The 17,826-nt window shown below is 73.4% G+C and carries 14 protein-coding genes; 11 read left to right on the top strand and 3 right to left on the bottom strand.

From position 1 onward, the window contains the following. The first annotated feature begins 41 nt into the window (after positions 1 to 41). The 8 genes from ACWC9R_RS32440 (at position 42) to ACWC9R_RS32405 (ending at position 8,512) form a co-directional block, all read left to right on the top strand. On the top strand, positions 42 to 701 hold the full coding sequence (locus tag ACWC9R_RS32440; protein ID WP_362605373.1) for a response regulator: 660 nt from the start codon (positions 42 to 44) through the stop codon (positions 699 to 701). 92 nt (positions 702 to 793) lie between these two features. Beyond that, a complete protein-coding gene (locus ACWC9R_RS32435) occupies positions 794 to 3,559 on the top strand; it encodes a DNA translocase FtsK (protein WP_450736915.1) in 2,766 nt (921 codons plus the stop codon). Between the two features lie 224 nt (positions 3,560 to 3,783). Further along, positions 3,784 to 4,593, top strand: a complete 810-nt coding sequence (locus ACWC9R_RS32430; protein WP_450736913.1) for a helix-turn-helix domain-containing protein — start codon at positions 3,784 to 3,786, stop codon at positions 4,591 to 4,593. A gap of 103 nt (positions 4,594 to 4,696) precedes the next feature. After that, on the top strand, positions 4,697 to 6,187 hold the full coding sequence (rimO, locus tag ACWC9R_RS32425; protein WP_450736912.1) for a 30S ribosomal protein S12 methylthiotransferase RimO: 1,491 nt from the start codon (positions 4,697 to 4,699) through the stop codon (positions 6,185 to 6,187). Further along, positions 6,184 to 6,834 (top strand): CDP-diacylglycerol--glycerol-3-phosphate 3-phosphatidyltransferase, encoded by a 651-nt coding sequence (pgsA, locus tag ACWC9R_RS32420; RefSeq protein WP_450736911.1) that lies wholly within the window; start codon positions 6,184 to 6,186, stop codon positions 6,832 to 6,834. Before rimO ends, pgsA begins: the two co-directional genes overlap by 4 nt. Next, positions 6,831 to 7,367, top strand: a complete 537-nt coding sequence (locus ACWC9R_RS32415; protein WP_450736909.1) for a CinA family protein — start codon at positions 6,831 to 6,833, stop codon at positions 7,365 to 7,367. The genes pgsA and ACWC9R_RS32415 overlap by 4 nt, the downstream gene beginning before the upstream one ends. A gap of 94 nt (positions 7,368 to 7,461) precedes the next feature. Next, complete coding sequence (locus ACWC9R_RS32410) at positions 7,462 to 7,845, top strand: helix-turn-helix domain-containing protein (protein ID WP_018092941.1); 384 nt, start codon at positions 7,462 to 7,464, stop codon at positions 7,843 to 7,845. A 196-nt stretch (positions 7,846 to 8,041) separates the two neighbouring features. After that, a complete protein-coding gene (locus ACWC9R_RS32405; protein WP_450736907.1) occupies positions 8,042 to 8,512 on the top strand; it encodes a Dps family protein in 471 nt (156 codons plus the stop codon). 470 nt (positions 8,513 to 8,982) lie between these two features. On the opposite strand, the gene ACWC9R_RS32400 is transcribed toward ACWC9R_RS32405, so the two are convergent. From ACWC9R_RS32400 to ACWC9R_RS32390, 3 genes are all read right to left on the bottom strand, one after another. Continuing rightward, positions 8,983 to 9,759, bottom strand: coding sequence for an SDR family NAD(P)-dependent oxidoreductase (locus tag ACWC9R_RS32400; RefSeq protein ID WP_450736906.1), 777 nt, complete (start codon positions 9,757 to 9,759; stop codon positions 8,983 to 8,985). A gap of 59 nt (positions 9,760 to 9,818) precedes the next feature. After that, on the bottom strand, positions 9,819 to 10,628 hold the full coding sequence (locus ACWC9R_RS32395; protein WP_450736904.1) for an Fpg/Nei family DNA glycosylase: 810 nt from the start codon (positions 10,626 to 10,628) through the stop codon (positions 9,819 to 9,821). Between the two features lie 76 nt (positions 10,629 to 10,704). Next, the gene (locus tag ACWC9R_RS32390; protein WP_450736902.1) at positions 10,705 to 15,477 is read right to left on the bottom strand and encodes an Lhr family helicase; all 4,773 of its coding nucleotides are present in this window, start codon (positions 15,475 to 15,477) and stop codon (positions 10,705 to 10,707) included. 114 nt (positions 15,478 to 15,591) lie between these two features. Between ACWC9R_RS32390 and ACWC9R_RS32385 the strand changes: the two genes are divergently transcribed. From ACWC9R_RS32385 to ACWC9R_RS32375, 3 genes are all read left to right on the top strand, one after another. Next, positions 15,592 to 16,473 carry an AraC family ligand binding domain-containing protein gene (locus ACWC9R_RS32385; protein ID WP_450736900.1) on the top strand — a complete coding sequence of 294 codons (882 nt, stop codon included), beginning with the start codon at positions 15,592 to 15,594 and terminating at the stop codon, positions 16,471 to 16,473. A 117-nt stretch (positions 16,474 to 16,590) separates the two neighbouring features. Next, positions 16,591 to 17,412: an AzlC family ABC transporter permease gene (locus ACWC9R_RS32380; RefSeq protein WP_450736922.1), complete on the top strand. Its 822-nt coding sequence runs from the start codon at positions 16,591 to 16,593 to the stop codon at positions 17,410 to 17,412. Beyond that, positions 17,409 to 17,717 carry an AzlD domain-containing protein gene (locus tag ACWC9R_RS32375; protein ID WP_450736899.1) on the top strand — a complete coding sequence of 103 codons (309 nt, stop codon included), beginning with the start codon at positions 17,409 to 17,411 and terminating at the stop codon, positions 17,715 to 17,717. Before ACWC9R_RS32380 ends, ACWC9R_RS32375 begins: the two co-directional genes overlap by 4 nt. Positions 17,718 to 17,826: the final 109 nt, after the last annotated feature.

Here is a 17,826-nt window from a genome sequence, read left to right as displayed (position 1 = left end):
GGGCGGCGTCCGGTTCGATGCCGGGGCGAGGAGGACGGGCCATGGTGCAGAAGGCCAAGATCCTCCTGGTCGATGACCGGCCGGAGAATCTGCTGGCGCTGGAGGCGATCCTCTCCGCGCTCGATCAGACACTGGTGCGGGCATCGTCCGGGGAGGAAGCGCTCAAAGCACTGCTCACGGATGATTTCGCGGTGATTCTGCTCGATGTGCAGATGCCGGGCATGGACGGTTTCGAGACCGCCGCGCACATCAAGCGGCGCGAGCGGACCCGTGACATCCCGATCATCTTCCTCACGGCCATCAACCACGGCCCGCATCACACCTTCCGCGGGTATGCGGCCGGCGCGGTGGACTACATCTCCAAGCCGTTCGACCCGTGGGTGCTGCGCGCCAAGGTCTCGGTGTTCGTCGAGCTCTACATGAAGAACTGCCAACTGCGGGAGCAGGCCTCCCTGCTGAGGCTCCAGCTGGAGGGCGGCCGGCCCAACGCCGACGAGGCGCGGGAGTCCGCGGGGCTGCTCGCCGAGCTCTCCGCGCGGCTGGCCGCGGTCGAGGAGCAGGCCGAGGCGCTGTCCAAGCAGCTGGACGAGACGGCGGACGCGGCGGCGGTCGCCACGGCGGCTCATCTGGAGCGCAAACTGACCGGGTTGCGCAGGGCGCTGGACGCCCTGGAGCCGGGGTCGGGAAACGTCGCGGGGTGACTGACACCCCGTCATGAGACGGGCGTGCGACACGTTCGGGTGAAGCGCCGTGCGCTCGTGTCACGCCTGTGTTCGCCTGTAATCTCGTCGCCATGGCCTCACGTACGTCCGGCAAGGGAACCCAGAGCACGGCGGGCCCCTCGAAGCAGCGCGCCGGACGGACCGCGGGCGCCGCCAAGAAGACCGCCGCGAAGAGAGCGCCCGCGAAGCCGCCGGCCAAGAAGGCCGCGGGCGCGAAGAGGGCACCGGCCAAGAGGGCACCCGCGAAGAAGGCCGCCCCCAGGCCGGCGCCGTCGCCCACCGGCGGTGTCTACCGCCTCGCCCGCGCCTGCTGGCTGGGGCTCGCGCACGGCATCGGGGCGATGTTCCGCGGCGTGGGCCGCGGCGCGAAGAACCTCGATCCGGCGCACCGCAAGGACGGACTGGCGCTGCTGCTGCTCGGCATGGCCCTGGTGATCGCGGGCGGTACCTGGTCCAACCTCAGCGGTCCGGTCGGCGATCTCGTCGAGCTGCTGGTGACCGGCGCCTTCGGCCGGCTCGACCTGGTCGTGCCGATACTGCTGGGCGGCATCGCGGTACGCCTCATCCGGCACCCCGAGAAGCCGGAGGCCAACGGCCGGATCGTCATCGGGCTGTCGGCGCTCGTCGTCGGCATACTCGGACAGGTCGCGATGGCCTGCGGCTCCCCGGGCCGGAACGAGGGGCTGGCCGCCATACAGGACGCCGGCGGCTATCTCGGGTGGGTCGCGTCCAAGCCGCTGCTCTTCACCGTCGGGCAGACCCTGGCGGTGGCGCTGCTGGCGCTGCTGACCGTCTTCGGGCTGCTGGTGGTCACCGCGACGCCGGTGAACGCCATTCCGCAGCGGCTGCGGGCGCTCGGCGTCAAGCTGGGCGTGGTGCACCCCGCCCCGGACGAGACGTACTACGACGAGGCCGAGGACTACGCCGAGGACTGGCGCGAGCAGCCGGCCCGCAAGCCGCGCCGCAGCGCCGCCGCGGCGGCCGCGAGCGACCCGGACGCGATAGAGGAAGCGGCTCTCGCCAAGCGGCGCCGGCCGCGCCGGGCCGCCGCCCAGCCCGACCCGGACCGGCCGATGGACGCGGTGGACGTCGCCGCGGCGGCCGCCGCCGCGCTGGACGGCGCGGTGCTGCACGGCGTCCAGCCCTCCCCGCTCGTCGCCGGCCTCAGCAGCAGCGTCTCCGGCGAGCGCCGGGGGCACGAGGACACCGCGGGGGAGAGCGGCTCGGTGCCGCCGGCCCGGGGCGCCGAGCCGGAGCCGTCCCCGGTCGAGCGCACCCCTGCCGTGCCGGACTTCACCAAGGCCCCGCCCGAGCCCTCCGGGGAGCTGCCGGCCCGTGCCGAGCAGCTCCAGCTGTCCGGCGACATCACCTACTCCCTGCCCTCGCTGGAGCTGCTCGCGCGGGGCGGGCCCGGCAAGACCCGCAGCGCCGCGAACGACGCCATAGTGACCTCGCTGACCACGGTCTTCCAGGAGTTCAAGGTCGACGCCGCGGTCACCGGCTTCACCCGGGGCCCGACGGTCACCCGCTACGAGGTCGAGCTGGGCCCGGCCGTCAAGGTCGAGAAGATCACCGCACTGGCCAAGAACATCGCCTACGCGGTGGCCAGCCCCGACGTCCGCATCATCAGCCCGATCCCGGGCAAGTCCGCGGTCGGCATCGAGATCCCCAACACCGACCGCGAGATGGTCAACCTCGGCGATGTGCTGCGGCTGGCCGACTCCGCGGGCGACGACCATCCGATGCTGGTGGCGCTCGGCAAGGACGTCGAGGGCGGCTACGTCATGGCCAACATGACGAAGATGCCGCACGTCCTCGTGGCCGGTGCCACCGGCTCCGGCAAGTCCTCCTGCATCAACTGCCTGATCACCTCGGTCATGGTGCGGGCCACCCCGGAGGACGTCCGGATGGTGCTGGTCGACCCCAAGCGCGTCGAGCTGACCGCGTACGAGGGCATCCCGCACCTGATCACGCCGATCATCACCAACCCCAAGCGGGCCGCCGAGGCGCTGCAGTGGGTGGTGCGCGAGATGGACCTGCGCTACGACGACCTCGCGGCCTACGGCTTCCGGCACATCGACGACTTCAACGAAGCGGTGCGCCTGGGCAAGGTCAGCCCGCCCGAGGGCAGCGAGCGGGAGCTGGCGCCGTACCCGTACCTGCTGGTGATCGTGGACGAGCTGGCGGACCTGATGATGGTCGCGCCGCGCGACGTGGAGGACGCGATCGTCCGCATCACCCAGCTCGCCCGCGCCGCCGGCATCCACCTGGTGCTCGCCACCCAGCGCCCGTCCGTCGACGTGGTCACCGGCCTGATCAAGGCCAATGTGCCCTCCCGCCTCGCGTTCGCCACCTCCTCGCTCGCCGACAGCCGGGTCATCCTCGACCAGCCGGGCGCCGAGAAGCTGATCGGCAAGGGCGACGGGCTCTTCCTGCCGATGGGCGCCAACAAGCCGGTGCGGATGCAGGGCGCGTTCGTGACCGAGGCGGAGGTCGCGGCCGTCGTCCAGCACTGCAAGGACCAGATGGCGCCGGTCTTCCGTGAGGACGTCACCGTCGGCACGGCGAAGAAGAAGGAGATCGACGAGGACATCGGCGATGACCTCGACCTGCTGTGTCAGGCCGCTGAGCTGGTGGTTTCCACCCAGTTCGGCTCGACGTCGATGCTCCAGCGCAAGCTGCGGGTGGGCTTCGCCAAGGCCGGGCGGCTGATGGACCTGATGGAGTCCCGGAACGTCGTCGGACCGAGCGAGGGGTCAAAGGCTCGTGACGTTCTTGTGAAGCCTGAGGAGCTGGACGGAGTGCTGGCGGTGATCCGGGGGGAGGCTACCGAGTAGCACAGACATCCGGGCCACCCGAACGAAAGAAAAAGGCAACCGTTTCTCCTGCCGATACGTCAAGTTGAGGGAGATGAGGGAGCGATGTTTCACCCTCGAGCCCCAGGGCACCGCCGACGGCGTTCCGATGGCGTACAAAGACCGCTCTCCCGCTTGCCCGACCCTTTCGCTCCACCCCTAGACTGAGCTTCCAGCAGGTGGCTACACGCTCGAAAGGCGCCTCCGTGTCCATCGGCAACTCCCCCGAAGCAGACCGGCCTTCCGTCGGTGCTGCCCTCCAGAAGGCCCGTATCGGAGCGGGACTGACCGTCGAAGAGGTCAGTACGACGACACGGGTGCGCATCCCCCTCGTGCACGCGATCGAGCAGGACGACTTCTCCCGCTGTGGAGGCGACGTCTACGCCCGGGGCCACATCCGGGCGCTCGCCCGCGCCGTATCCCTCGATTCCCGACCCCTGATCGACCAGTTCGACGCCGAGCACGGCGGCCGGCCCGAGCCGACCCCCGCCGCGCCGCTCTACGAAGCCGAACGCATCCGCTCCGAGCCGCGCCGGCCCAACTGGACCGCGGCGATGGTCGCGGCGATCGTCGCCGTGGTGGGATTCGCGGGCTTCACGCTCTTCACGGGCGGCGACAAGAGCGAGGGCGGCCCGGTCGCGGCCGGCGACGCCCATGCGAAGGCGCCGGCGCCCACCCGCCATCCCTCCACCATCAAGCCGCCCATCAAGCCCGACCCCGAACCCTCGGACAGCGCGGTCGCCGGGCTGCCGAAGGACAAGGTCACGATCAAGGTGACCGCCCGGGACGGCCAGAGCTGGATCTCCGCCAAGGACGCCAACGGCAAGCTCCTGGAGGACGGCCTGCTCAAGCAGGGCGAGTCCAAGACCATCACCGACAAGAAGCGGATCGACCTGGTCCTCGGTAACGCCGGAGCCGTGCAGCTGTACGTCAACGGCAAGGAGGTCAAGCAGGTCGGCGAGAAGGGCACCGTCGAGCGGCTCAGCTATACGCCCGGGGACCCCCAGGCGGGCTGAACGCCCTTCTCAGGGGGCGTCCGCCGCCCGGCCCCGGAGCCCGGGACCAGCGGCGGAGACCTGCGCGCCAAGGGGGTGGCCAGGACAAAGTAGGCTGAGGCCTATGCCCGAACGCCGTACCGTCGCCCTTGTCACCCTTGGCTGCGCCCGTAATGAGGTGGACTCGGAGGAGCTCGCAGGCCGCCTGGCAGCGGACGGCTGGGAGCTCGTCGAGGAAGCCGCCGATGCCGATGTCGCCGTCGTCAACACCTGTGGTTTCGTCGAGGCCGCCAAGAAGGACTCCGTCGATGCCCTGCTGGAAGCCAACGATCTGAAGGATCACGGCAGAACCCAGGCCGTGGTGGCCGTCGGCTGCATGGCCGAGCGCTACGGCAAGGAGCTCGCCGAGGCGCTGCCCGAGGCGGACGGTGTGCTCGGCTTCGACGACTACAGCGACATCTCCGGCCGTCTGCAGACCATCCTGAGCGGCGGAAACGTCGAGGCCCACGCGCCGCGCGACCGCCGCAAGCTGCTGCCGATCAGCCCCGCCGAGCGCCAGGACGCCGACGGGGTCGCGCTGCCCGGCCACGGGGACGCGCTGGCCTCGGCCCCCGAGGACCTGCCCGAGGGCGTCGCACCGAAGTCCGGACCGCGGGCGCCGCTGCGCCGCCGGCTGGACTCCAACCCCGTCGCCTCGGTGAAGCTGGCCTCCGGCTGCGACCGGCGCTGCTCGTTCTGCGCCATCCCGTCCTTCCGCGGTTCGTTCATCTCCCGCCGCCCCTCGGACGTGCTCGGGGAGACCCGCTGGCTGGCCGAGCAGGGCGTCAAGGAGGTCATGCTGGTCTCCGAGAACAACACCTCCTACGGCAAGGACCTCGGCGACATCCGCCTGCTGGAGACGCTGCTGCCGGAGCTGGCGGCCGTCGACGGCATCGAGCGCATCCGGGTCAGCTACCTCCAGCCCGCGGAGATGCGGCCCGGTCTGATCGATGTGCTGACCGGCACGGACAAGGTGGCGCCCTACTTCGATCTCTCCTTCCAGCACTCGGCGCCCGGTGTGCTGCGCTCCATGCGGCGCTTCGGCGGCACCGACAGCTTCCTGGAGCTGCTGGAGACGATCCGCACCAAGGCGCCGCAGGCCGGTGCCCGCTCCAACTTCATCGTCGGCTTCCCCGGCGAGAGCGAGAGCGACCTGGCGGAGCTGGAGCGCTTCCTCATCGAGGCCCGGCTCGACGCCATCGGCGTCTTCGGCTACTCCGACGAGGACGGCACCGAGGCCGCCTCGTACGAGGCCAAGGTCGACCCGGACGTGGTCGCCGAGCGGCTGGCGCGGGTCTCGCGGCTGGCCGAGGAGCTGACCGCGCAGCGCGCCGAGGAGCGGGTCGGCGAGACGCTGCGGGTGCTGGTCGACCGGGCCGACGACGAGGACGGCCTCGTCGGGCGGGCCGCGCACCAGGCTCCGGAGACCGATGGCGTCACCCTGCTGTCGACCACCCGGGAACTGGAGCCCGGTCGTATGGTCGAAGCAAAGGTGGTGGCGAGCGAGGGGGTGGACCTCGTCGCGGAGGTGCTGTCGGTGGAGGGCACGGGGTGTACCGAGGAGGCGGGCAGATGACCGGAGTCCCGGCATCCGCAGCTGGTGGCCCGCGCACGGCGCCGGCCGTCCGGCAGGCCGGGCTGTGGAACATCGCCAACGTCCTGACGATGCTGCGGCTGGTGCTGGTCCCGGCCTTCGTGCTGCTGCTGATGCACGACGACGGAACGGACCCGGTCTGGCGGGTCTTCGCCTGGGCCGCGTTCGCCGTCGCCATGATCACCGACATTTTCGACGGGCATCTGGCACGCGCGTACAACCTGGTCACCGACTTCGGCAAGATCGCCGACCCGATCGCCGACAAGGCGATCATGGGTGCCGCGCTGGTCTGTCTGTCGGTGCTGGGTGATCTGCCCTGGTGGGTGACCGGCGTGATCCTCTTCCGGGAGCTCGGCATCACGCTGATGCGGTTCTGGGTGATCAAGCACGGGGTCATTCCGGCCAGTCGTGGCGGCAAAATCAAGACATTGGCGCAGGGCACCGCGGTCGGGATGTACGTCCTGGTGCTGACCGGTCCGCTGGCCACCTTCCGCTGGTGGGTGATGGCGGTGGCGGTGGCGCTCACCGTCCTCACCGGGATCGACTACGTCCGGCAGGCCGTGGTGCTGCGCCGGGCCGGGCTGGCCCGGGAGCGGGCCGCGCGCGCCGAGCGGGACACCGCACGGTGAGCGGGCCGGGTTCGGCCGCTGCCGGGGCGCTGGAGCTGCTCGCCGGGCGGGGCCAGAGCCTGGCCGTGGCGGAATCACTGACCGGCGGACTGGTGGCGGGCGCACTGACCGCCGTCCCGGGGGCCTCGCGGGTGGTCCGAGGCGCGGTCACGGCGTATGCGACCGAGGTCAAGCGGGATGTGCTGGGGGTGGACGGCGCTCTGCTGGCCGAGCGCGGCGCCGTGGACGGCGAGGTCGCCCGGCAGATGGCACAGGGCGCGCGGCGGGTGCTGGGCGCCGACTGGGGCCTCGCCACCACCGGGGTGGCCGGCCCCGATCCGCAGGACGGGCATCCGGTGGGCACCGTTTTCGTCGCGGTCCAGGGACCGGACGGTGCCGGAACGGTGCGCCGGCTGTCGCTGGCGGGGGACCGGGAGCAGATCCGCCAGGACACCATTCGCGCCGTGCTCGCACTGTTGTTGAGCGAACTGACAGAAAAATCGCGGGCACAGGATACGGAACAACACGGGGGGAATGGATGTTTGCAGCCCTGAGTGAACACGTACTTGCGCCCGGCACCGGTCCCGCCCGAGGCGGTACGGTGGGGCGAGAAGGATCCGAATCCGAGGTCCGAGGAGGGAGCCAGCGATGATTCTGCTTCGTCGCCTGCTGGGTGACGTGCTGCGCCGACAGCGTCAGCGCCAGGGCCGAACCCTGCGCGAGGTCTCTTCCTCCGCCCGGGTATCGCTCGGCTATTTGTCCGAGGTCGAGAGGGGGCAGAAGGAGGCGTCCTCCGAACTGCTCTCGTCGATCTGTGACGCGCTGGACGTGCGCATGTCCGAGCTCATGCGGGAGGTCAGCGATGAGCTGGCGCTCGCCGAGCTGGCAGCGTCCGCGGCCGCGAGCGACCCGGTGCCCGCACCGGTGCGGCCGAAGCTCAATTCGGTGTCCGTCACGTCCCTGGCCGGTGTGCCGGAGGACCGCGTGACCATCAAGTCCCCGGCAGACGTCGTGGATGTCGTCGCGGCCTGACACCCCTGTTCGTACGCATCGAAGCCCCGGTGGGCAGCAGCCCGCCGGGGCTTCGTGCTGCCCGTGCGGGGGCGGGGGTGTGCGGCTCACCGGGGGCTCCGGCGGGCGCTCGGCCGGACCGTCCGGGCAGCTCGGAACGGGCGATTCATTTGTACGATGGCAAAACCGGATAAATCGCCTGAAAAGGAGTATCTGGATGTCTGTCGTCAAGAGCACACTGTCCGACGCGGACCGCGCCATCGTCGGGAACGCCCTCCAGGGAGCGCTCGTCGACCTGGTGGATCTCTCCCTCGTCGCGAAGCAGGTGCACTGGAACGTCATCGGGGCGCGCTTCCGCTCCGTACATCTCCAGCTCGACGAGGTCGTCACCAGCGGGCGGCAGCACGCCGACACGGTGGCCGAGCGGGCGGCGGCGATCGGGGTGTCCCCGGACGGGCGGGCGTCCACCGTCGCCAAGACCAGCGGTATCGGCGAGGTCAAGGACGGCTGGGCCAAGGACGGCGACGTGGTCCGGGCGATGGTGGAGGCCCTGGGCTCGGTCATCGCCCGCATGCGTGAGCGGATCATCGCCACCGCGGACCCGGACCCGGTCAGCCAGGACATCCTCATCGGGCTGACCGCCGACCTGGAGAAGCACCACTGGATGTTCCAGGCCGAGGCCCGGTGACCGGCGGCGGCCCGCGCCGGGGCTCGGTGGCCCCCGGATGTGCCTGACGGGGCAGGCGGTGCCGGGTCCCGTGCCGGGGCTTGTGGGGCCGCTCGCGCGCCGGAAACGCCCCGGTGCGCCCTCCCGCCGGGCGGCGGGACCCGTCTAGCGTCGGCCGGAGGAGGCAGCCATGGGGTGGCGTGACGTCACGGCCCGCGGGCCGGCCGGACGGCGCCCGCGGGCCGTACCGGGGCGCTGGATATCCGGGGTGGTCGTCGGGGGCCTGTGGTGGTGGGCCGCGGTCCGGCTGGTGGTGTGGCCGCAGTCGTCGGGGGTGGTCGAGGGGGCCGTGATGGTGGGCGGCTGGGGGCTCAGTCTGCTGCCGGTGCACTGCGTTCCGCGGACGAAGCGGAACGAGGGCCTCTGTCATCGCGCCGTGCGGCGGGTGGCGCGGCGGGTCCGGGGGTGCCGGGTGGCGGGTTCCGGGGTGCTCACCAGGGCATGGCGACGCCGCCGTTCGGGCGGAGGACCTGGCCGGTCATGAAGGACGAGGCGTCCGACGCCAGATGCAGCACGGTGTGGGCGACGTCCTCCGGCTCCCCCACCCTCCCCAGAGGGGACATCCGGATCATCGGTCCCTCCGCCTGCTGCTGCGCCTCCGCGGTGTGGCGGCCGGTCATCGCGGTACGTATCCAGCCCGGGGCGACGGCGTTGACGCGGATGCCGTGCCGGCCGACCTCGGTGGCCAAGGTCTTGGTGAGCTGGACGACGGCGGCCTTGGCGGCGCCGTAGCAGAGCAGGCCGGGGGCGCCGGTGTCGATCGCCCCGGAGGCCATGTTCACCAGGGAGCCCGGGGTGGCGGTGGCGATCATGGTGCGCGCGGCCTCCTGGCAGCCGTACAGCACGCCCTTGAAGTTGGTGTTCCAGACCCGGTCCAGGTCCGCGTCCGCGGTCTCCAGGACGGGGGCGGAGTGCATGATTCCGGCGATGTTCGCCAGCACGTCCAGGCGGCCGGTGGTGCTGCGGGCGGCGGCGACCACGGCGGCTACCTGGGAACGCCGGGTGACGTCGAGCCGGTGGGCGTGTGCGGAGCCCGCTGCCGCGGTGATGGCCGCGGCGGTCGCCTGTGCGCCCTGTTCGTCGAGGTCGGCGCAGTGGACGGTGGCGCCGGCCGCGGCGAGGAGGGTGGCGGTGGCGCGGCCGATACCGCTCGCCGCGCCGGTGACGAGCGCGGTCCGGCCCGTGAGGTCGTACGCCGGGAGGGGCATGGTGCGAGGGTAGGGAGATATCTGACGGGTCGTCAATTGGCGTGCGGGAGGTCTTCGCGTCAGCCCGCGGGGCGGCTGCCCGGTGGGTCCGGCTGGCAGGCGGGGCACCAGTAGGTGACGCGTTCCTCGGTGGCGGGGTCCTGGTCGGCGGTGCGGACCGTGGTGCCGCAGCGCAGGCAGGGGTGGCCGGCCCGGCCGTAGACCCACAGCCGGCGGTCGGGGCGGGCGCTGGGGGTGGTGACCCGGGCGGGGCGCCGCTTGTTGGCTTCGAGGAGCTTCCTGGCGAGCGTGGGCACGCGGTCCGGCCGGGGCAGGTCTCCCAGGGGGAGCCAGGGCGAGGCGCGCAGCAGGAAGCACAGCTCGGACTTGTAGACATTGCCGATGCCGGCGAGGTTGCGCTGGTCGAGCAGGGCTTCGCCGAGGGGCCGGGCGGGAGTGGCGAGCAGCCGGCGCAGGGCCTCCGCTGGGTCCCAGTCCGGGCCGAGGAGATCGGGGCCCAGATGGCCGACGACCCGGGACTCGTCGGTGGTGGGCAGCAGATCGAGCACGGGGAGGCGGTAGCCGACGGCGGTGTGGTCCGCGGTGCCGAGGACCGCCCTGATCTGGTGGGCGGGGCCGCCGCGCCAGCGCTCGTCCGGGGCGTAGATCCGCCATGCGCCGTCCATCCGCAGATGGGAGTGGAGGGTGAGGCCGCCCTCGAAGCGGGTGAGGAGGTGCTTGCCGCGGGGGAGGACGCCCAGCACCGCGCGGCCGGTCAGATCCACCGTCGCCAGCCGGGGGACGCGCAGATCGCAGTGGGTCAGCGGACCGGTGGTCAGCGCGTCGTGGAGCCGCTGGGCCAGGCGCCAGACGGTGTCACCTTCGGGCATGCCCCCATGATGCCGGGCGGTGGGAGGCGGGAGCGCGCGGTCCGCGCCCGGGCCGGGGGTGAGGGCGCCGCCGGTGTCATCCGCGCAGGCGCAGCCCCCGTGGGGTCGGGTGGAAGCCGGCGGACTCCAGGGTGACGGCGAAGGGGGAGGTGAGGGCCGCGGTGCCGTTGATGCGTTCGGTGGTGAGGGTGCCCAGGGCGCCGGCGCGGGCGGCATCGGTGAGCGCCTCGACGGCGAGCCGGAGGCGGGGGTCCATGGCGGCCCGGTCCGGTTCGTGGCCGAGCGGCCACAGGAGCAGGGTCTTGCCGCCGCGCTCCATGTAGAGCGTCAGCTCACCGTCGACGAGCACGACCAGGGAGCCCGCCTTGCGGCCGGGCTTGTGGGTCGATCCCTCGGGCGGCTCGGGCCAGGGCAGGGCGGCGCCGTAGGCGTTGGCGGGGTCGGCGGCGGCCAGGACGACGGCGCGCTGCGGACCGCCGGGCCGGGAGCGAGCCGGGCCGCCGTCCGGTGGTGCGTCATCGGCGGTGCGCTCCCGCTGGGTGCTGACCGCGCGCAGCCGGTCCACCGCGCCGTCCATCGCGAACTGGGCGGCGCCCAGCCCCTCCACCACATAGCCGCGACGGGCCTGGCCGGACTCCTCGAAGGCGGCCAGCACCCGGTACGCGGCGGAGAACCCGCCCTCGACGCCCTCGGCGGCGACCGCGCCACGGGTGACGATGCCGTGCCGGTCCAGGAGCGCACGGGCCAGGGCATGGGCGCGGTGCGTCGGGTCCGGCTCGGCGGTGGGCAGGAGCGACCAGCGGCCGCCCACGGTCGGCGGACCGGAGCGGGAGGCGGTGGGGCGGCCGCCGCGGCCTCCCGCGGCCGCGGTGAGGGAGCCGTACCGGCCCCGGGGGACGGCGCGTCGGGCGCGATGCGCGGTCGAGCCCGCCGTACGGCCCGAGCCGAGGAGGGCACGCAGCGGGGCGAGGGTGTCGTTCGTCAGCCGGCCCGACCAGGCCAGGTCCCACAGCGCGTCGGCCAGCTGCGGGTCGGTGGCGTCCGGGTGGGTGGTGGCGCGGACCTGGTCGGCGAGCTGGCGGAAGAACAGGCCGTAACCGGGGGCGAGGGCGGTCAGCAACGACTCGTGCAGCGCGGTGAGTTCGAGCGGGAGCGGCGGCGGGAGCAGCAGCGGGGCGGCGTCGGCGAGATGCAGTGAGAGCCAGCCGTCCTTGCCGGGGAGGGCACCGGCGCCGGCCCACACCACCTCACCGGTGGCGGTGAGTTCGTCCAGGAGGGCGGGGGTGTAGCCGCCGACGCGGGACGGCAGCACCAGCTTCTCCAGGGCGGAGGCGGGCACCGGAGCGCCCTGGAGCTGCTCGATGGCGCGCACCAGGCCGTCGATGCCGCGCAGGCCGTGCGAGGCGCCCCCGGGCGGTGCCGGCATACCGCCGACCCCTGCCGGGCGCGGGGCACCGACCTGCTGCCACTGGGGGAGGAAGGCGGCCAGCGCGGCGGGCGGGACCGGCTCCAGCTCCTCACGCAGCGCGGCCAGGGAGCGGCGACGCAGCCTGCGCAGCACCTGGGCGTCGCACCACTCCTGGCCGATGCCCGCGGGATGGAACTCGCCCTGGACCACCCGGCCGGCGGCGGCGAGACGCTGCAGCGCCCCGTCGGTGACGGCGGTGCCGAGGCCGAAGCGGGCGGCGGCCTGCTCGGAGGTGAACGGGCCGTGGGTACGGGCGAAGCGGGACAGCAGATCGCCGAGCGGGTCCTTGACCGGTTCGGTGAACGACTCCGGGACGCCGACCGGCAGCGCCGTGCCCAGCGCGTCACGGAGCCGGCCGGCGTCCTCGACGGCGGCCCAGTGGTCGGCACCCGCGATCCGCACGGACAGGGCACGGCGGGCGGAGGCCAGCTCCCGCGGCCAGGCCGGGTCCGCGCCGCGCTCGGCCAGCTCGGCGTCGGTCAGCGGCCCCAGCAGCCGCAGGACGTCGGCGACGCCCTCGACGTCCTTGACCCGCCGGTCGTCCGTACGCCACTGCAGCTCGCGCTCCAGCTCGGCCAGCACCTCGGCGTCCAGCAGCTCGCGCAGCTCGGCCTGGCCGAGCAGCTCGGCGAGCAGCCGGGAGTCCAGGGAGAGGGCGGCGGCGCGGCGCTCGGCGAGCGGGGAGTCGCCCTCGTACAGGAACTGGGCGACATAGCCGAAGAGGAGCGAGCGGGCGAACGGGGACGGTTCGGGGGTGGTGACCTCCACCAGGCGGACCCGACGGGCCTCGATGTCGCCCATCAGCTCCGTCAGGCCCGGGACGTCGAAGACGTCCTGGAGGCATTCGCGGACGGCTTCCAGCACGATCGGGAAGGAGCCGAACTCGCTCGCCACCTGGAGGAGCTGGGCGGCCCGCTGGCGCTGCTGCCACAGCGGGGTGCGCTTGCCGGGGCTGCGCCGCGGCAGCAGCAGGGCACGGGCGGCGCACTCCCGGAACCGGGAGGCGAACAGCGCGGAGCCGCCGACCTGGTCCGTGACGAGCTGGTCCACCTCGCCCTTGTCGAAGACGGCGTCGGCGGCGCCCACGGGGGACTGCTCGGGGTCGTACTCCGCGCCGCGGCCGAGCGGGCCGGCGGACGGGGCGAAGCCGTCGTCGCCGTCGAGGAGGTCGAGGCCCATCAGATCGGCGTCGGGCAGCCGCAGCACGATGCCGTCGTCGGCGTGCATCACCTGGGCGTCCATGCCGTGCCGCTCGGCGAGTCGGGCGCCGAGGGCCAGCGCCCAGGGGGCGTGGACCTGCGCGCCGAACGGGGAGTGGATGACCACCCGCCAGTCGCCGAGCTCGTCGCGGAACCGCTCCACGACGATGGTGCGGTCATCGGGGACATGGCCGCAGGCCTGCTTCTGCTCGGCGAGATAGCTCAGCACATTGGACACCGCCCAGTCGTCCAGTCCGGCGGCGGCCAGCCGGGCGCCGGCGTCCTCCGGGGCGAGGGTGCCGATCTCGCGGAGGAACGCGCCGAGTGCGCGGCCCAGTTCCAGGGGGCGGCCCAGCTGGTCGCCCTTCCAGAAGGGCAGCCGGCCCGGCACTCCGGGGGCGGGGGTGACCAGCACCCGGTCACGGGTGATGTCCTCGATGCGCCAGGACGTCGTGCCGAGCGTGAAGACATCGCCGACGCGGGACTCGTAGACCATCTCCTCGTCCAGCTCGCCCACCCGCCGCCCGCCGCCCTTGCCGGAGTCGCCGCCCGCCAGGAAGACCCCGAACAGGCCGCGGTCGGGGATCGTGCCGCCGGAGGTGACGGCCAGCCGCTGGGCCCCGGGGCGGCCCGTGACGGTGTGCGCGACGCGGTCCCACACCAGGCGCGGCCGCAGCTCGGCGAAGGCGTCGGAGGGGTAGCGGCCGGCGAGCATGTCCAGCACGGCGGTGAACGCCGACTCGGGCAGGGCGGCGAACGGGGCGGCCCGCCGGACCAGCGCCAGCAGTTCCTCGACGTCCCAGGTGTCCATCGCGGTGATGGCGACGACCTGCTGGGCGAGGACGTCCAGCGGATTGGCCGGCACCCGCAGCGCCTCGATGGCGCCGGAGCGCATCCGCTCGGTGACCACGGCGGCCTGCACCAGATCACCGCGGTACTTGGGGAAGACGATGCCCGTCGAGACCGCGCCGACCTGATGCCCGGCCCGCCCGACGCGCTGCAGCCCGGAGGCGACCGACGGCGGCGACTCCACCTGGACGACCAGATCGACCGCGCCCATGTCGATGCCCAGCTCCAGACTGGAGGTGGCGACCACGGCGGGCAGCCGGCCCGCCTTCAGGTCCTCCTCCACCTGGGCGCGTTGCTCCTTGGACACGGAGCCGTGGTGGGCACGGGCCAGCAGCGCCGGCGCTCCCTTGGCCGCCCCGGCCTCGGCCATCAGCTCCGCGGGGGAGTGGTGCTCGGGCAGCGCCTCACCGGTCCGGCGTTCGTAGGCGATCTCGTTGAGACGGTTGCACAGCCGCTCCGCCAGGCGGCGGGAGTTGGCGAAGACGATCGTGGAGCGATGGGCCTGGACGAGATCGGCGATCCTCTCCTCGACCTGCGGCCAGATGGACGGCTTCTCCCCGGTGTCGCCCTCCTGGACCGGCGAGCCGCCCAGCTCGCCCATGTCCTCCACCGGGACGACCACCGAGAGGTCGAAACGCTTCCCGGACGGCGGCTGGACGATCTCCACCCGGCGCCGTGGGGACAGGTAACGGGCCACCTCTTCCACGGGGCGGACCGTCGCCGACAGTCCGATCCGCCGCGCCGGGTGGTCCAGGAGCTCGTCCAGCCGCTCCAGGGACAGCGCCAGATGCGCCCCGCGTTTCGTGCCGGCGACGGCGTGGACCTCGTCGAGGATCACGGTCTCGACGCCCGCCAGCGCCTCCCGGGCCGAGGACGTGAGCATCAGGAACAGGGACTCGGGAGTCGTGATGAGGATGTCCGGCGGGCGGTTGGCGAGCGAGCGGCGCTCGGCGGGCGGGGTGTCCCCGGAACGGATGCCGACCGTGACGTCCGGCTCCGGCAGCCCCAGACGGACCGACTCCTGGCGGATGCCCGTCAGCGGACTGCGCAGATTGCGCTCGACGTCGACGGCCAGCGCCTTCAGCGGGGAGACGTACAGCACCCGGCAGCGCTTCTTCAGCTCGGCGGGCGGCGGAGTGCTCGCCAGCGCGTCCAGCGACGCGAGGAAGGCGGCCAGCGTCTTGCCGGAGCCCGTCGGCGCCACCACGAGGACGTCGGAGCCCGCGCCGATCGCCCGCCAGGCGCCCTCCTGCGCGGCCGTCGGTGCGCTGAAGGCCCCGGCGAACCAGCCGCGGGTCGCGGGGGAGAACGAGTCGAGCGCTGCCTTCGCCATGTCCCCCATCGTGCACCGGACCACTGACAACGCGGTCCCCGCGCGCCGCGGCCGCGGCCGTCCACGCCTCGGACGTGCGGGCCGGCGGTCGCCCGGCGGACGCAGAATGGCGGCATGGTCATGGTCAGCGGGGAGAGCGCCGCCGACGGCGGGCCCGGGGCGGCCGCGATGCCGCGGGCGCGCGGCGAGTGGGCGCGCCACTGGCGCTACGACGGACTGCCCGGCCTCGACCTGCTGCGCGCCCGCTACGTCCGGCACTCCTTTCCCCGCCACGCGCACGACGGCTATGTCGTCTGCGCGGTGACCTCCGGAATCGAGGAGGTCGGGCTCCGGCAGGGCACGGTCCGGGCCGGCCACGGCGGCATCATCATGATCAATCCGGAGGTCGCGCACACCGCGCGGGCGGGCGCCCCGGAGGGCTGGGCCTATGCCACGCTCTACCCCTCCCACGAGGTCGTCGCGGAGATCGCCGAGGAGACCACGGCGCTGCGCGGCGCCCCGGGGTTCGACCGGACGACCGCCGAGGACCCGCAGCTCGGCCACATGATCACCGAGATCCACCGGGCCGCCGAGACCGGCAACGCGCTGGCCGCCGACACCCTGCTGCGGACCGTCGTGGCCCGGCTGCTGCGCCGCTACGGAGGCCCGCTCCCGGCACGGACGCCCCGCACCGCGGGCACCCGGACCGCCGCCCGTGCCCGTGCCGTCCTGGAGGAGCGGATGACCGACCCGCCCTCCCTGGAGAGGCTGGCGCACGAACTCGGCACCAGCCCGTTCGCCCTGCTGCGGGCCTTCAAGGGCGCCTACGGCATGCCGCCGCACACCTGGCTCACCGACGCCCGGGTGCGCCGGGCCCGCGGACTCCTGGAAGCGGGCCGCACCCCCGCCGACACGGCCGTCGCCGTCGGCTTCACCGACCAGCCGCATCTCAACCGGCACTTCACCCGGATCGTCGGCGTACCGCCCGGCGCCTACCGGAGGGAGCGCGCGGCGTAGGGCGAGCCTCGCGGGCCCGGGGCGGGCCGTGCGTGCCGGGCGCAAGAACGTACAAGACCCGAGGTGGCGCCGGACCCTAGGGTCCGGGACGTGGCAGAACAGACAGACATACGCACCATGGAGCGGGCCGCGGAGCCGCCGGCTCCGCCCGCCGCGACCTCCGACGCCGCCGTCATCAGGGACGCGCTCGGCGTCGGCGTCGCGGTCGGCCTCTCCGGATTCGCCTTCGGCGTGACCGCGGCCGGCGCCGGGCTCGGCCTCCTGCAGACCTGCGCGCTCAGCCTGCTGGTGTTCACCGGTGCCTCGCAGTTCGCCCTGGTAGGCGCGTTGGCGGCGGGCGGCAACCCGCTCACCGCCGCGGCCGGCGCGTTCTTCCTGGGCGTCCGCAACGCCTTCTACGGCCTGCGGCTGTCCGCCGTCCTCGGGTACCGGTCCACGGTCAAACCCCTCGCCGCCCACTGGGTCATCGACGAGACCTCGGCCGTCACCCTGGCCCAGCCCGACCGGCGCACCGCCCGGCTGGGCTTCACCGTCACCGGGCTGACCCTCTACACCCTGTGGAACCTCACCACCCTCGCCGGTGCCCTGGGTGCCGAGGCCCTCGGCGACACCGAGGCCTGGGGCCTGGACGCGGCCGGCCCCGCGGTCTTCCTGGCGCTGCTCGCGCCGATGCTCAAGGACACCGTGGAACGGGTCGCGGCCGGTCTCGCCGTGGTGCTGGTGCTGGTGACGCTGCCGCTGCTGCCCACCGGCGTACCGGTGCTGGTCGCCGCGCTCGCCGCGCCCGCCGTCCTCCTCGTACAGGGCCGCCGTGAGCGGGCGCAGGAGGCCGGGACGGCGCGGGAGCCCGGCGCCGTCCCGGCCGGCACCGACGGGACGCCCGCGTGCCCGGACGGCACCCGCCAGCGCCGCACCGCCGGTGAGGAGGACCGGTCATGAACGTCTGGATCGCGATCGCCGTCACCGCCGTCGGCTGCTACCTGGTCAAGTACCTCGGTCTGGCGGCGCCCGCCGGCCTGCTGGAGCGCCCGCTCGTCAAGCGGCTGGCCGCGCTGCTCCCGGTGGCCCTGCTCGCCGCGCTCACCGCCCAGCAGACCTTCAGCGACGGCCGGTACCTGATGCTCGACGCCAAGGCCGCGGGCGTGGCCGCCGCGGCCGTCGCGCTCGTGCTGCGGGCGCCGTTCCTCCTGGTCATCGGCGTCGCCGTAGGAGTCACCGCGGGGGTGCGGGCCCTGGGAGGGTGAGCGCCGGGCGGCGCCTAGGACCTGTCGTCAAACTCCCGCCTGCCCCGCGGCGCCTGGCACGCACTCCCCCACGCCTAAAGGGCGCGGGGGGACCCCCATGCTGCGTTGT

It is taken from the genome of Streptomyces sp. NPDC001219 (assembly GCF_053597915.1).
This window is presented reverse-complemented; position numbering and strand designations above follow the sequence as displayed.

Excerpts from the sequence above, each read along its gene's own strand:
- ACWC9R_RS32440 (WP_362605373.1), top strand. The coding sequence starts at position 42 with ATGGTGCAGAAGGCCAAGATCCTCCTGGTCGATGACCGGCCGGAGAAT.
- ACWC9R_RS32435 (WP_450736915.1), top strand. The coding sequence starts at position 794 with ATGGCCTCACGTACGTCCGGCAAGGGAACCCAGAGCACGGCGGGCCCC.
- rimO (WP_450736912.1), top strand. The coding sequence starts at position 4,697 with ATGCCCGAACGCCGTACCGTCGCCCTTGTCACCCTTGGCTGCGCCCGT.
- pgsA (WP_450736911.1), top strand. The coding sequence starts at position 6,184 with ATGACCGGAGTCCCGGCATCCGCAGCTGGTGGCCCGCGCACGGCGCCG.
- ACWC9R_RS32410 (WP_018092941.1), top strand. The coding sequence starts at position 7,462 with ATGATTCTGCTTCGTCGCCTGCTGGGTGACGTGCTGCGCCGACAGCGT.
- ACWC9R_RS32405 (WP_450736907.1), top strand. The coding sequence starts at position 8,042 with ATGTCTGTCGTCAAGAGCACACTGTCCGACGCGGACCGCGCCATCGTC.
- ACWC9R_RS32400 (WP_450736906.1), bottom strand. The coding sequence starts at position 9,759 with ATGCCCCTCCCGGCGTACGACCTCACGGGCCGGACCGCGCTCGTCACC.
- ACWC9R_RS32395 (WP_450736904.1), bottom strand. The coding sequence starts at position 10,628 with ATGCCCGAAGGTGACACCGTCTGGCGCCTGGCCCAGCGGCTCCACGAC.
- ACWC9R_RS32390 (WP_450736902.1), bottom strand. The coding sequence starts at position 15,477 with ATGGCGAAGGCAGCGCTCGACTCGTTCTCCCCCGCGACCCGCGGCTGG.
- ACWC9R_RS32385 (WP_450736900.1), top strand. The coding sequence starts at position 15,592 with ATGGTCATGGTCAGCGGGGAGAGCGCCGCCGACGGCGGGCCCGGGGCG.
- ACWC9R_RS32380 (WP_450736922.1), top strand. The coding sequence starts at position 16,591 with ATGGAGCGGGCCGCGGAGCCGCCGGCTCCGCCCGCCGCGACCTCCGAC.
- ACWC9R_RS32375 (WP_450736899.1), top strand. The coding sequence starts at position 17,409 with ATGAACGTCTGGATCGCGATCGCCGTCACCGCCGTCGGCTGCTACCTG.